The following is a 14,260-nucleotide window of genomic DNA, read 5'->3' as shown; positions in this document are numbered from 1 at the left end:
ATCACTCGTATAAGGCCGACCGGCTCGGAAGACTCAGAAGTCCTTCGGCCGCTCGGGCTTGCCGGCGCTCATGAGCAGCAGGAAGCTGCGCGGCTGCGCGGTGATGGCGAACCCGGCCTCGTAGCGCAGTTCGGGCCCCTTGGGGTTGTAGGTGTCCACCACGAGCTGCCACTTCTTGCCGTAGCGCTCGTCCGGCAGGGTGAACACGATCGGCTCGTAGTACGCGTTGAAGATGAGCAGGAAGTCGTTGTCCACCATGGAGGTGCCGAACCAGTCCTTCTCCGGGATGTCCTTGCCGTTGAGGTAGACCATCACGGTGAACGCGTGGGTGTTGTCCCAGTCGGTGCGGTCCATGATCGAGCCGGTGTGGTCGAACCATTCGACCTGCGGCACGATGTCGGACGTGTCGCCCGCCTCGCGTCCGGTGAAGAAGCGGCGGCGGTGCAGCACGGGATGCGCGAGGCGCAGGTGGATGAGCTTCTGCGTGAACTGCCACATCTCCGACTGCTCGGGGCCCATCTCCCAGTTCGTCCAGGAGATCTCGTTGTCCTGGCAGTAGGCGTTGTTGTTGCCCTGCTGGGTGCGGCGGATCTCGTCGCCGCCGCAGATCATGGGGATGCCCTGGCTGAGCATCAGGGTGGCCATGAAGTTGCGGCACTGGCGGGCGCGCAGCTCGGTCACGTCATGGATCTTGGTCGGTCCCTCCACGCCGCAGTTCCACGAGCGGTTGTGGCTTTCGCCGTCGCGGTTGCCCTCGCCGTTGGCCTCGTTGTGCTTGTCGTTGTAGCTCACGAGGTCGTTGAGCGTGAAGCCGTCGTGCGCGGTGATGAAGTTCACGGACGCGACCGGTCGGCGGCCGTTGACCTGATACAGGTCGGAGCTGCCGAGCAGTCGGCTGGCGAATTCGGGCAGGGTGGACGGCTGCGAGCGCCAGAAGTCGCGCACGCAGTCGCGGTACCGGCCGTTCCATTCGGACCAGCTGGACGGGAAGCCGCCCACCTGATATCCGCCGGAGCCGAGGTCCCACGGTTCGGCGATGAGCTTGACGCGACTGATGACCGGGTCCTGCTCGACGATGTCGAAGAACGCGGACAGCTTGTCCACCTCCTGGAACTGGCGGGCCAGCGTGGCGGCCAGATCGAAGCGGAAGCCGTCCACGTGCATTTCGGTGACCCAGTAGCGCAGCGAGTCGGTGATGAGCTGCAGGGCGTGCGGCGAGCGCATGAGCAGCGAGTTGCCGGTGCCGGTGGTGTCGAAGTAGTGGCGGGGGCTGTTGTCGACCAAGCGGTAGTACTGCTGGTTGTCGATGCCCTTGAAGCTCAGCGTGGGCCCCAAGTGGTTGCCCTCGGCGGTGTGGTTGTACACCACGTCGAGGATGACCTCCATGCCGGCGTTGTGGTACGCCTTGACCATGGACTTGAACTCGTTGACCTGCTCGCCGTGCTCGCCGGAGCTGGAGTAGCCATTGTGCGGGGCGAAGAAGCCGATGGTGTTGTAGCCCCAGTAGTTGCTCAGGCCCTTCTCCTGCAGGAAGGAGTCGTTGACGAACTGGTGGATGGGCATGAGCTCGATGGCGGTGACGCCGAGCTTCTTCAGGTATTCGATGACGGTCGGGTACGCGAGGCCCGCGTAGGTGCCGCGGATCTCCGGGGGCACGCGGTCGTTGAGGTTGGTCATGCCGCGCACGTGGGCCTCGTAGATCACGGAGTCGTGGTACGGGATGCGCGGATGCTGGTCGTTGCCCCAGTCGAAGTACGGGTTGATGACCGCGGACTTCATTGTGTGGTCGGCCGAGTCGAGGTCGTTCATCGCGTGCGTGTCCTCGGGGCTGCGGAACCAGTAAGAGAACAGGCTTTCGTCGCCGTCCGCCATGCCGGCGATGGCCTTGGCGTACGGGTCGAGCAGCAGCTTGCTGGGGTTGCACCTCAGGCCGCGCTCCGGGTCGTACGGGCCGTAGACGCGGTAGCCGTACAGCTGCCCCGGCTGGAGCCCGGGCACGTAGTTGTGCCACACGTACGAGTTCTGCTCGGTCATCTGGATGCGACGCTCGTTGCCGTCGTCGTCGAAGAGACAGAGCTCCACCTTTTCCGCAACTTGGGAGAAAAGGGCGAAATTCACGCCCGCGCCGTCGTAGCTGGCGCCGAGCGGATACATCGATCCTGGTCTGATCTGCATATCTTTAGTATCTCACCGCCTTGCGTCATTCCCCGCGCATCGGGGAAATCAAACGTTGGACGCGCCGTTTTCACGGCGAGTCCGCGTGGCCCGCCGCAGCGCCTCGTGCAGGATGGCGATCTCGGAGTTGGACGACGTCACGCCCGCCGCGCGCAGCCGGTCGAACGTCACCCACGCGGACTCCACGTGCTCGTCCGGGTCGAAGTGGCGCGCCACGGCATGCCACGCCTTGAGGTGGACGACCATGATGTTGGCGAGCTCGTCGCTCATGCCCTCGGACGAGTAGAACGCGCCCACGTGGTCGAAGGCGACGGCCTCGGGCCCGTCGGGCGCCACGCCGGTCTCCTCGGCCAGTTCGCGCAGCGCGGCGGTCTCCACGTCCTCCCCCGCGTCGATGAGCCCGGCCGGCAGCCCGTGGGCGTAGCGGTCGGAGCCGGCGCGGTACTCGCGCTCCATCAGGTAGAGGTCGCGTGCCTCGTCGTGCACGAGCATCACCACACACGGCCGGTGGCGGGTGATCTGGCGGCGGATGCGCGTCGCTCCCCCGTCGTGCCGGTTCAGGTCGATGGCCATGTCGTCCACGTCGAAGACCACGCCCCTCCACACCACGTCGTGGGAGACGACGGTGGCGGGGCGGTCCATGTCGATGCCGTCGGAGCTGTTCTCCAGCGCGGCGTCGAGGGATGCGCGCCCGGCCTCGGTTCCGGTCTCGGGCTCAGTCATGGATGCTCGCCTCCCACGGGTCGGTGTTGCGTTCGATGTGCTCCATCGCCACGGTCTCGCCCGTGTCGGCGAGGACCGCGGCGGGCACGTCCTCGACCGCGTAGGCGAACCACAGGGATTCGATGGCCGAATGCGGGGTGTTGACGAACGCGGGTCGGATGCGCGCGTCGCCCCGCCCCAGCACGAAGCCGCGGTCGCGCATGCGGGCCTCGTAGCGGGCCTGTTCGATGGCGTCGGTGACGGGATGGTGGCGCAGGTCGCTGGTCACGTACACGTCGGCGCCGCTGGCCCGCACCTCGTCGAACATGGAGTCGCCGGAGCCGGGCAGCAGGGCCACGCGCCGCACGGGAGCCTCGAGGTCGCCGCACACCTGCACGCCGAGTTCGGTGTGCGGCAGCGTGCGCGCCACGCGGCGGGCGAAGTCGATGAGCCGCATCGGTTCGGGCAGCTCCCCCACGCGGCCCAGCCCCATTTCGTGTTCGCTCGCGGGGTCGTCGATGGGCACGAGCGGACGGTGCCCGGGCTTCAGCCCAAACAGGTCGGCGGCGGCCCATGCGACGCCGCGGTAGGCGGAGTCGGCGTTGGTGTGGCCCACCCACAGCGCGCAGCCGTGCTCCACGAGCCGGTTGACGAGGTCGCCGCGGAATCCGAGCCCGCTGATCTGATGGACCGAGCGGAAGAAGAGCGGATGGTGGCAGACCAGCAGGTCGGCGCCGCGCGCGATGGCCTCGTCCACCACGGCGGACGTGGGGTCGGCGGCGCAGCAGATGCGGTTCACGGGGTGGTCGAGCGCGCCCACGATGAGTCCGGGTTCGTCCCATGATTCGGCGTAGCGCAGCGGGTAGAGGCGTTCCAGCACGTCCACGACCTGTTTGAGGTTCGGCATTGGTTCCTCCTTGGAGGCTCGGTGTCACTGCCTACCAGTCTACGCGGGCCGTCGCGGCCGGTCAGTGCGCGGCGAGCTGCCAGTCCGAGCCGATGCCCGTGGACACGTCCAGCGGCACGGCGAGCGTGACGGCGTGCTCCATGGCGTCGCGCACGAGTTCGGTGACCCGCTCCGCCTCGCCGTGCGCCACCTCGACCACGAGTTCGTCGTGGATCTGCAGGATGATCCGGCTCCTCACGCCCGCCTCGCGCAGGGCCTTGTCGGCGCGGATCATGGCGATCTTCATGATGTCCGCGGCGGAGCCCTGGATCGGCGCGTTGAGGGCGCCGCGCTCGGCGGCGTCACGCACGTTGCGATTCGGGGACTTGAGGCCCGGGAAGTAGCGGCGGCGGCCGAACATCGTCTCGGTGTAGCCGTCGCGGCGCGCCTGCGCCACCAGCGACTCAAGGTAGTCGTGCACCTTGCCGAACGTGGCGAAGTACTTCTCCTTGAGCACGTCCGCGGCGGCGGGGCTGATCCTCAACTGCTGCGCGAGCCCGTAGGTGCTCAGGCCGTAGGCCAGGCCGTAGCTCATCGCCTTGACATGGGAGCGCTGGTCGGGTGTGATCTCGTCGATGGGCAGCTGGTAGACCAGACTGGCCACGTACTTGTGGAAGTCCGTGCCGGAGCGGAACGCCTCGATGAGCGCCTCGTCGCCGGACAGGTCGGCCATGATGCGCAGCTCGACCTGCGAGTAGTCGGAGCTCAGCAGCGACTCGAAGCCCTCCCCCGGCACGAACGCGGAGCGGATCTCACGTCCGGCGGCGTTGCGGTTCGGGATGTTCTGCAGGTTCGGGTCCGCGGAGCTCAGGCGTCCGGTGGCGGCCACGGTCTGCTCGAACGTGGTGTGGATGCGCCCGTCGTCCGGGTTCACGGTGTCGATGAGCGTGGTGACGATCTGCTTGAGCTTGTTGGTCTCGCGGTGCCGCAGGAGGGCGCCGAGGAAGTTGTTGGCTCGCTCGTTGTCCACGGAACGGGCGTACAGGCTCTGCAGCGTGGCCGCGTTGGTGGTGTACGAGCCGCCCTTGGTGCGGCGCAGGGGCTTCAGGCCCATATCCTCGAAGAGCACCTGCTGCAGCTGCTTGGGGCTTTGCAGGTTCACGCGCGTGCCGGCCGCGTCCCAGGCGATCTCCTGCGCCTGACGGGCGTCGGCTGCGAACGTGTCCCGCATGGACGTGAGCCGTTCCAAGTCCACGGCGGCGCCCACGGACTCCATGCGCTGGAGCACCTGCGAGATCGGCAGCTCGATGGAGTCGAGCAGCTTGCGCTGTCCGCGCTCGTCCACGATCGGGGCCAGATGCGCGGCGAGGCGGCGGATCAGGTCGAGCCGGCGCAGTTCGGCGCCGTCGTCCGCGTTCGCCCCGGACTCCTCCGACGCCTCGTCGTCGCCGAGCTCGAGTTCGCCCTGCGCGGCCGCGTCGTCGTCGAAGTGGAGGTCGAGGAAGTGCTCGGCGGCCTGCTCGATCGTGTCGGCGTGGAAGTCGGGATGGACCAGATAGCCGGCGAGCTGCGCGTCGAACAGCGGCGCGGGGGCGTCCGCGACGCCGAACGCGGCGAGCATGTGGCGCTGCTCCTTGTAGCCGTAGACCACGGCGCCGGGCAGACGGTCGATGATGAACGAGCGTAGGGCCTCGGCCAACGCGCCGGCCGCGTCGGAGCCGGTGAGGCCGTCGCGCGTGAAGCGCAGCGCGTGCCCGTCCGCGGCCACGATCGACAGTCCGCGCCAGGATGCGCGCCCGGGCTTGCCCGAGCCGGCCATGTCCAGCACCCACGCGCGCCCCACGTCCGCCGTGGTTTCGCTCGGGGCTTGCGGGACGTGCGCGGCCAGCCATGCGTCCAGCGCCTTCGCGGCCACGGGCGCTTCGTCCACGGCCAGCTCCGGCAGCTCGACGGCGTCCGCCGCGCTGCCGTCGCCGTCGCCGGATTCGACCGGCTCGCCGTTGGAGAACACCTTGAGCACGCGGGCGCGGGTGCGCGCGCCGAATTCGAGGTCGGCGAACACGTCGTCGAGGGCCTTGACGTCCACCTTGCCGAAGGTGAGGTCGCCGACGGACACGCCGAGGTCGAGGTCGGTCACCAGCGCGTTGACGCGGCGGTTGAGGCGCACCTGGTCGATGTTGGCGCGCAGGGCCTCGCCCTTCTTGCCGCCGATTTCGTCGGCGTGCTCGATCACGCCGTCGAGCGAGCCGAACTGGTTGATCCACTTGGCCGCGAAGCCGTCGCCCACGCCCGGCACGCCGGGGATGTTGTCCGCGGTTTCGCCGCGCAGGGCCGCGAGGTCCGGGTACAGCGCGGGGCTGACGTGGTACTTCTCCTCCACCGCCTCGGCCGTCATGTGCTTCAAATCCTTGAAGTGGTGGCCGGGGTACAGCACGGTGATGTTGCCGCCGATGAGCTGGAACGCGTCGCGGTCGCCGGACAGCACGAGCGTGCGGTAGCCGGCGTCGTCGCCCATGTGCGCGAGCGTGCCGATCACGTCGTCGCCCTCGTATCCGGGCTTTTCGATGTACGTCACGCCGAGCGCCGTGAGCATGCGCTGGATGAGCGGCAGCTGGGTGAGCAGCTCCTCGGGCGCGGCCTCGCGCGTGCCCTTGTACTGCGGCAGCAGCTCGTTGCGGAACGTGCCTCCCTTGACGTCGAACGCCACCGCCAGATGTGTGGGATGTTCGGATTCGATCACCTGCGAGAGCATGGAGGCGAAGCCCCACACGGCGTTCGTGGCCTGCCCGCCGGACGTGGAGAAGCTTTCCACGGGCATGGCGAAAAAGGCGCGGAACGCCAGCGAGTGGCCGTCGACGACCAGCAGCGTTCCGCGCTCGTTATGCGCGTCGGTCATGGAATCAGCGATCGCCCTCGACCTGCGCGATGACGGCGTCCGCCACCTCCTGCATGGTCAGGCGACGGTCCATGGAGGTCTTCTGGATCCAGCGGAACGCCTCGGACTCCGTCAGGCCCATGTTCTCCATGAGCAGGCCCTTGGCGCGGTCCACGCGCTTGCGGGCCTCGAAGCGGGCCTTCATGTCCGTGACCTCGTCCTTCAGGGCGTTGATCTGGTCGAAGCGGGAGATGGCCACCTCGAGGGCGGGCAGCAGCTTTTCCGGCACGAACGGCTTGACGACGTACGCCATGGCGCCGGCGTCCGCGGCCTTCTCGACCAGATTGCGCTGGGAGAACGCGGTGAGCATGACGACCGGGGCGATGTCCGCGATTTCGGTGGCGGCGGTGATGCCGTCCTTGCCGGGCATCTTGACGTCCATGACCACCACGTCCGGCTTGAGGTCGCGGGTGAGCTCCACGGCCTCGTCGCCGTTGGCCGCCTGGCCCACGACGTCGTAGCCGGAGTCGTTGAGGGCCTCGACGATGTCCATGCGAATCAGCGCCTCGTCCTCGGCCACGACGACCTTGCGACGGGTGGAATCATCCTCATAGTTCATATCGTCTGCCACGACAGCCCCTTTCCTTTTCCGCTGGGCCCACCGGCGCCGCGTACGTCGCTGTTCGCCTTCAGTGTGAACCTAACCAAAGTGCCCTCGGTGGGACTCGAACCCACACTGCGCAGATTTTGAGGCTGCTTCCTCTACCAATTGGGATACGAGGGCCTGTTCGGTGCTCCAAGAGAATGTACCATATCAGCCCGACCGACACGGCGCAACACGACGCGACACGGCGGGACGCCTCCCGGCCGCGATGCCCGGCCCAACTACAATGGGAGGCAGCCCAACCAAAGGAGTTTCTCATGGCAGACAAAACCTTCCGCACCTTCGATCCGTGGCGTCCGTCCCCGGTCAGGGAGGTGTCCCGCAACCAGATCGTCGAGACCCATTACTTCAACGTCGATCACGTGGCGTTCGAATCCCCGCAGGTCGGCTCCTTCGAACGCTACTTCATCCATGAGAACAACGGCGAGACCGTGGCCGTGCTGGCCGTCACCGACGACGGCAAGATCCCGCTGATCGAACAGTACCGCATCGCCAACCACCGCTGGACGCTGGAGCTGCCCGCCGGCCACGCCGACAACCCGGGCGAGCGCCCGCTGGACGTGGCGATCCGCAAGCTGCGCGACGAGGCCGGATTCGAGGCCAAGCACTACGCGCAGTTTTCGCGCTTCCTCAACACGCCCGGCTACTCCACGCAGCACACGTGCCTGTTCTATGCCTCGGGCCTCACGCCGGTGGCCCGCGAAGAGGGCATCGGCCCGGAGAGCCCGCGCTTCAACGTGCGCATGTTCCCGCTGGAGGACGCCTACCAGATGGTCCTCAACGGCACCATCTGCGACGCCAAGTCGATGATCGCCATCCTGCGCGCCCACATGGGCCTGCGCACGCTCGGCGAGTAGGCCGGCGGGGCGCATACCGCAAACACCGCAAACATAACGAGCAAGGGCCCGCCGATCGGAATCGCTTCCGGTCGACGGGCCCTTGCCTATGTTCGCTACGCGTTCGCGCTATGCGACGCTACGCATGCGACGCTACGGTCACTCGGCGGAGCCGACGGTGTGGACGTAGATGGAGTCGGTACGGCCCGGCTCGTGATCGCCCTGGGCGGAGCTCAGGATGACGATCTTGTCGCCGTCCTCGACCTTGCCGGCGGCCTTGAGGGTCGCGTCGGTGAAGGCCATGAGGTCCTTGCGGGACAGGTCGTGGTAGTCCTTGTCCAGCAGGAAGGCTTCGGTGCCCCAGCTCAGAGCCAGCCAGTGGTAGGTGTGCTCGTTGGTGGTCAGGGCGTAGATCGGGGTGGCCGGGCGCTCGCGGGACACGCGGTGCACGGTGGAGCCGGTCTGGGTGTAGGCGACGATGGCCTTGGCGTTGAGCTTCTCGGCCAGATCCACGGCGGCGGAGGAAACGGCGCCGGTGGCGGACATGTCGAGGTTCTTCAGCTCCGGGATGCGCTCGAAGCCGTGCTCGGTGGCGAAGTTGGAGATGCGGGCCATGGTGGCGACGGTGACGTCCGGGTACTCGCCGACGGCGGTCTCGTTGGAGGTCATCGTGGCGTCGGCGCCGTCAAGCACGGCGTTGGCGCAGTCGGAGGCCTCGGCGCGGGACGGCACCGGGGAGTGGACCATGGAGCCGAGCACCTCGGTGGCCACGATCACGGGCTTGGCGTACTTGCGGGACAGCTCGATGATGCGCTTGGTGGCCAGCGGGACCTCCTCGAGCGGGCACTCGACGGCCATGTCGCCACGGGCGGCCATGATGCCGTCGAAGGTCTTGACGATGTCCTCGAGGTTGGCGAGGGCCTGCGGCTTCTCGATCTTCGCGACGATCGGGATGCGGCGGCCTTCCTCGTCCATGATCTCGTGGGCGCGGTCGATGTCGGTGGCGAAGCGCACGAAGGACATGGCGATGATGTCGGCGCCGGTGCGGATGGCCCAGCGCAGGTCGGCCTCGTCCTTCTCGGTCAGGGCGGGCAGGCTCACGGCCACGCCGGGCAGGTTGATGCCCTTGTGGGAGGAGACCGGACCGGCCACGACGACCTTGGTGTGCACGTTGTTGCCCTCGACCTTGGTGACCTCGAGGCGGACCTTGCCGTCGTCGATCAGGATCGGGTCGCCCGGGTGGCAGTCGCCCGGCAGGCCCTTGAAGGTGGTGGAGGTGATGTGCTCGTCGCCCTCGACGTCGTCGGTGGTGATGACGAACTCCTGGCCCTCGGTGAGCTGGACCTTGTCCTCGCCCTCGGCGTTCTTCTTGAACCAGCCGCAGCGGATCTTCGGGCCCTGCAGATCAACCAGCACGGCCACGTTGCGGCCGGAGGCCTTGGCGGCCTCGCGCACGTTGTTGTACACCTTGAGGTGGTCCTCCGGGGTGCCGTGCGAGCGGTTCAGACGAGCGACGTCCATACCGGCCGCGACGAGCTTGGTGATGCCGTCGAGCGATTCGGTAGCGGGACCGATGGTATCTACGATCTTGGCTTTGCGCATGAATGCCTGCCTATTTCTTGTAGTTGGTGGTATCGGGGTTTTTCCAAACCCTCTCAATTGCCAAGGGACAGTCTACTAGTTTTCGGGGACGTGGTCGAGATTGAGGCGCCTAGCGTGTTGTGAACGCTCACATGCTGGACGTGGGAACGCCGGAAACGGCCGGAATCCCCGATAAGACGCGGAAAAGGGCGCCCCGCACGCGAATGCGGAACGCCCTTTCCGGAGAACGCGAACGCCGGACGGCGCGTTACTCGGCCGTCACCTCGGCCTTCGCGTCACCCTTCGTTTCCAAAGACTTCATCTTGAGCACGGACGCCACGGCCGCCGCGCCGATGGACACGACGATCACCGCGAGCGAGAGCCACGTGGGGATCTCCGGCACCCAGTGCACCGGCTGGCCGCCGTTGATGAAGGGCAGCGAGTTGCCGTGCAGGGCCTCCATGATGAGCTTGACGCCGATGAAGCCGAGCACCACGGCGAGGCCCAGCGGCAGGTAGACGAGCTTGTCGAGCAGGGCGCCGAGCAGGAAGTACAGCTGCTGCAGGCCGAGCAGAGCGAACACGTTGGAGGTGAACACCAGGAACGGATCCTTGGTCAGGCCGAAGATCGCGGGGATGGAGTCGAACGCGAACATCACGTCCGTGGTGCCGATGGCGAGGAACACGATGAGCATGGGCGTCCAGTACTTCACGCCGCCCTTGACGGTCCTGAGCTTCTCGCCGTCGTAGTCGTCGGAGATCTTGACGACCTTGCGCAGCATGCGGATGACGCCGTTCTCCTTGTATTCCTCATCGTCGTCGTCGCCCCTGACCAGGCCGATGGCGGTGTAGATGAGGAACGCGCCGAACAGGAAGAACACCCAGGTGAAGCGCTCGATGATCGCGGCGCCGACGAGGATGAAGCAGCCGCGCAGCACGAGCGCGACGGTGATGCCCACGGACAGCACGTACTTCTGGTAGACCTTCGGCACGGCGAAGTTGGACATGATGATGACGAAGACGAACAGGTTGTCGATGCTCAGCGAGTATTCGGTGAGCCATCCGGAGTAGAACTCGATGGCGGGCTTGGAGCCGGCGAAGAACCAGATGCACCCGCCGAAGATCAGCGCCATGACCACGAAGAACGCGATGTGCTGCACGCATTCCTTGGTGGACGGGATGTGCGGGCGCCGCCCGATGATGAGCAGATCGACGATGAAGAAGATCGCAAGCACCACAAAGGTGCCGATTTCAAACGCAAGAGGGGTTTCAGCCATAGGCACCAGCATAGGAAAAGGCGCTGACGCCCATATGCCGAGACTACTCCTGCGCCTTGGTCATCTGCCGCAGCTCCTTCTTGAGGTCGCGGATCTCGTCGCGCAGGCGGGCCGCGAGCTCGAACTGGAGCTGTTCGGCGGCGGTGTGCATCTGTTCGCTCAGCTGGCGGATCAGGTCGGCGAGATCCTGCGCGGGCAAACCCGCCCTGAGGATCTCCTCGTGGCGCCGCTGGGCCTCCTCGGCGTTGGCCGTGGGCACGCCGAGGTGCGTGTTGCCCGCCTTGCCGGCGTTGCGGTATCCGCCGGCGAGCAGGGTCTGGGTGTCCACGTCCTCCTTGGCGAGCATGTCGTTGACGTCGCTGATCTTCTTGATGAGCGGCTTCGGGTCGATGCCGTGCTCCTTGTTGTACGCGATCTGCTTGGCGCGGCGGCGCTCGGTCTCGTCGATGGCCTTGTGCATGGCGTCGGTGACCTCGTCCGCGTACATGATCACCGTGCCGGACACGTTGCGGGCCGCGCGGCCGATGGTCTGGATGAGCGAGCGGTACGAGCGCAGGAAGCCCTCCTTGTCCGCGTCGAGGATGGCCACGAGCGAGACCTCCGGCAGGTCGAGGCCCTCGCGCAGCAGGTTGATGCCCACGATCACGTCGATCTTGCCCTCGCGCAACTCACGCAGCAGCTCCACGCGACGCAGCGTGTCCACGTCGGAGTGCAAGTACTCCACTTTGACGTCCCGCTCGAGCAGGTACGCCGTAAGGTCCTCGGCCATCTTCTTGGTGAGCGTGGTGACCAGCGCGCGCTCGTTCCTGGCCACGCGGTCCTTGATCTCCGCGAGCAGGTCGTCGATCTGCCCCTCGACCGGGCGCACCTCCACCTTCGGGTCCAGCAGGCCGGTCGGGCGGATGATCTGCTCGACCACGCCGTCCGAAAGGCCCAGCTCGTAGTCGCCGGGCGTGGCGGACAGGTACACGGTCTGGCCCACGCGGTCGAGGAACTCCGGCCATTTGAGCGGGCGGTTGTCCATCGCGGACGGCAGGCGGAAGCCGTGCTCCACGAGCGTGCGCTTGCGGGAGGCGTCGCCCTCGTACATGGCGCCGATCTGCGGGACGGTCACGTGCGACTCGTCGATGACGAGCAGGAAGTCGTCGGGGAAGAAGTCGAGCAGGGTGTGCGGCGGCGTGCCGGGCGCGCGGCCGTCGAAGTGCCGCGAGTAGTTCTCCACGCCGGAGCAGACGCCCACCTGCGTGAGCATCTCGAGGTCGTACGTGGTGCGCATGGTCAGGCGCTGCGCCTCGAGCTCCTTGCCCTGCTTGCGCAGCTCCGCGGTACGCTGGTCGAGCTCCTCCTTGATGGTTTTGAGGGCCCGCTCCATGCGTTCGGGGCCGGCCACGTAGTGCGACGCCGGGAAGATGTGCACCTGCGTCTCGTGCGCGATCTCGTCGCCGGTGAGCGGGTGCAGCGTGGAGATGCGGTCGATCTCGTCGCCGAAGAACTCGATGCGCACGGCGAGCTCCTCGTACACGGGGATGATCTCGACGGTGTCGCCGCGCACGCGGAACGTGCCGCGCGTGAAGGCGATGTCGTTGCGCTTGTACTGCATGTCCACGAACTTGCGCAGCAGCTGGTCGCGGTCGATCTGCTGGCCCTCGTGCAGCAGCAGCATGCGCCCGGCGTACTCCTCCGGCGTGCCGAGGCCGTAGATGCAGGAGACGGTGGCGACGACCACGCAGTCGCGCCGGGTGAGCAGGTTCGCGGTGGCGGCGTGGCGCAGGCGCTCCACGTCGTCGTTGATGTTCGAGTCCTTCTCGATGTACGTGTCCGTCTGGGGGATGTACGCCTCGGGCTGGTAGTAGTCGTAGTAGGAGACGAAGTAGCTCACGGCGTTGTCCGGCATGAGCTCGCGGAACTCGGCGCACAGCTGCGCGGCCAGCGTCTTGTTAGGCTCGATGATGAGCGTGGGGCGCTGCAGCCGTTCGATCAGCCACGCGGTGGTGGCGGTCTTGCCGGTGCCGGTGGCGCCCATGAGCACCACGTCGTTCTCGCCGTTCTCGATGCGCCGCGCCAGCTCGTCGATGGCCTGCGGCTGGTCTCCGCTCGGCTTGTACGGCGACTTGACGACGAACGGCTTGTTCGTGCGCTCGATGTTGAAGCCCATCACGCCTCCCTGCTATTCGCGGCCTTCCCCGCACTCGGCGATCCAACTGCGGTACAGCCTATCAACCTGTGCGAACATTTGTTCTAGGGGCTGCGTCGAGTCGATCACCGCGTCGGCGATCTCCTCACGCTCCTCCGGCGTGGACTGGTGGCGGATGCGGTCCTCCGCCTGTTCGCGCGTCATGCCGCGGGTCGCCTCCATGCGCTCGATGCGCGTCTCCTCCGGCGCCTCCACGGTCACTACATGGTCGAACTCGAACGGCATGGATTCGATCACCTCGGCCAGCAGCGGCACGTCGTGCACCACCACGAGCGGACGGTCGTCCTCGTCCGGATCCGCGCCTTCCCAGGTTCCGGATTCGCCATGCGCCGCGCTCCCGTCCGGTTCCCCGCCATCGGTCCTGCTCTCGGCATCGCGGCCATCGCGCTGCGCGGCCATGACGGCGTTCGCCTCCTGCCATCGCGCCTCGTCGTAGATGAGCGGGTGTTCGATCGCGTCCAGCCGTTCGCGCGCGTCCGAAGCGGCATGCGCGCCGAACACGTGTTCGGCCATCCACACGCGGTTGAGCGAGCCGTCCGGGTTGATCGCCTCGGGACCGAACTCGCGCCTGATCGCCGGCAGCGCCGCTCCCCCGGGCTGCGTGATCCCGTGCGCGATCGCATCGTAATCGATGTGCGCGGCGCCCAGCTCCCTCAGCCGCGCCGCCACCGTGCTCTTGCCCGCGGCGATCCCGCCCGTGAGCCCCACTCGAATCATCATGACGCCCATTGTGCCACGTGCCGTGACGGGCGTCGCACTGAATCCGCTCAATCCGTCCCGCACATTCCGCTAAGCATGACCTCAAAATGAGCGAGTCCAGTGCGGCACGGCACAAATCGGCTTGCCGCAAACCCGATTCGCTCAATCCGGACACACGATCCGACAAATTGAGCGAATCCGATGCGCTGCGGCCTGATTGGGGGTGCGGACTTTTTCTTGGACGGCTACACCGCCAGCCCAAGGTGTCTGCGGTATTGCACCGGGCTCATCCAGCCCAGCGACTTCTTGATACGGGTCCCATTGTAATGGGACAGGTAGGCGGCCAGGCGCGCGTGGAACTCGTCGTAGCCC

At 66.9% G+C, this 14,260-nt stretch carries 11 protein-coding genes and 1 tRNA gene; 1 reads left to right on the top strand and 11 read right to left on the bottom strand.

Annotated elements, in window-relative coordinates; genetic code table 11:
* Window positions 1-33: 33 nt before the first annotated feature.
* From glgX to DSM100685_RS03145, 6 genes are all read right to left on the bottom strand, one after another.
* Window positions 34-2,154 (bottom strand): glycogen debranching protein GlgX, encoded by a 2,121-nt coding sequence (glgX, locus tag DSM100685_RS03170; RefSeq protein WP_163200912.1) that lies wholly within the window; start codon window positions 2,152-2,154, stop codon window positions 34-36.
* Between the two features lie 69 nt (window positions 2,155-2,223).
* Entirely contained in the window at window positions 2,224-2,898 is a 675-nt protein-coding gene (locus DSM100685_RS03165; RefSeq protein ID WP_152349910.1) for an NUDIX hydrolase, read from the bottom strand.
* The gene (locus tag DSM100685_RS03160; RefSeq protein WP_152349909.1) at window positions 2,891-3,784 is read right to left on the bottom strand and encodes a Nif3-like dinuclear metal center hexameric protein; all 894 of its coding nucleotides are present in this window, start codon (window positions 3,782-3,784) and stop codon (window positions 2,891-2,893) included. The genes DSM100685_RS03165 and DSM100685_RS03160 overlap by 8 nt, the downstream gene beginning before the upstream one ends.
* 61 nt (window positions 3,785-3,845) lie before the next feature.
* Window positions 3,846-6,659 (bottom strand): DNA polymerase I, encoded by a 2,814-nt coding sequence (polA, locus tag DSM100685_RS03155; RefSeq protein WP_152349908.1) that lies wholly within the window; start codon window positions 6,657-6,659, stop codon window positions 3,846-3,848.
* A 4-nt stretch (window positions 6,660-6,663) separates the two neighbouring features.
* Window positions 6,664-7,257 (bottom strand): ANTAR domain-containing response regulator, encoded by a 594-nt coding sequence (locus DSM100685_RS03150; protein WP_152350036.1) that lies wholly within the window; start codon window positions 7,255-7,257, stop codon window positions 6,664-6,666.
* A gap of 91 nt (window positions 7,258-7,348) precedes the next feature.
* Window positions 7,349-7,422, bottom strand: a tRNA-Leu gene (locus tag DSM100685_RS03145).
* A 137-nt stretch (window positions 7,423-7,559) separates the two neighbouring features.
* Between DSM100685_RS03145 and DSM100685_RS03140 the strand changes: the two genes are divergently transcribed.
* Window positions 7,560-8,159, top strand: coding sequence for an NUDIX domain-containing protein (locus tag DSM100685_RS03140; RefSeq protein ID WP_152349907.1), 600 nt, complete (start codon window positions 7,560-7,562; stop codon window positions 8,157-8,159).
* A 138-nt stretch (window positions 8,160-8,297) separates the two neighbouring features.
* Here the strand turns inward: DSM100685_RS03140 and pyk are convergent, their stop codons facing one another.
* The 5 genes from pyk to DSM100685_RS03115 form a co-directional block, all read right to left on the bottom strand.
* Window positions 8,298-9,740, bottom strand: coding sequence for a pyruvate kinase (gene pyk / locus DSM100685_RS03135; RefSeq protein WP_152349906.1), 1,443 nt, complete (start codon window positions 9,738-9,740; stop codon window positions 8,298-8,300).
* Window positions 9,741-9,987: 247 nt separating this feature from the next.
* Complete coding sequence (locus DSM100685_RS03130) at window positions 9,988-10,995, bottom strand: TerC family protein (protein ID WP_152349905.1); 1,008 nt, start codon at window positions 10,993-10,995, stop codon at window positions 9,988-9,990.
* 43 nt (window positions 10,996-11,038) lie between these two features.
* Window positions 11,039-13,150 carry an excinuclease ABC subunit UvrB gene (gene uvrB, locus DSM100685_RS03125; protein WP_152349904.1) on the bottom strand — a complete coding sequence of 704 codons (2,112 nt, stop codon included), beginning with the start codon at window positions 13,148-13,150 and terminating at the stop codon, window positions 11,039-11,041.
* A 12-nt stretch (window positions 13,151-13,162) separates the two neighbouring features.
* Window positions 13,163-13,918, bottom strand: coding sequence for a dephospho-CoA kinase (gene coaE / locus DSM100685_RS03120; protein WP_239512632.1), 756 nt, complete (start codon window positions 13,916-13,918; stop codon window positions 13,163-13,165).
* Window positions 13,919-14,133: 215 nt separating this feature from the next.
* Window positions 14,134-14,260 (bottom strand): IS3 family transposase (locus tag DSM100685_RS03115; protein WP_152349903.1); only part of this gene is annotated, 127 nt, incomplete at its 5' end.

Source organism: Bifidobacterium avesanii, assembly GCF_009299475.1.
GTDB classification, from domain to species: domain Bacteria; phylum Actinomycetota; class Actinomycetes; order Actinomycetales; family Bifidobacteriaceae; genus Bifidobacterium; species Bifidobacterium avesanii.
This window is presented reverse-complemented; position numbering and strand designations above follow the sequence as displayed.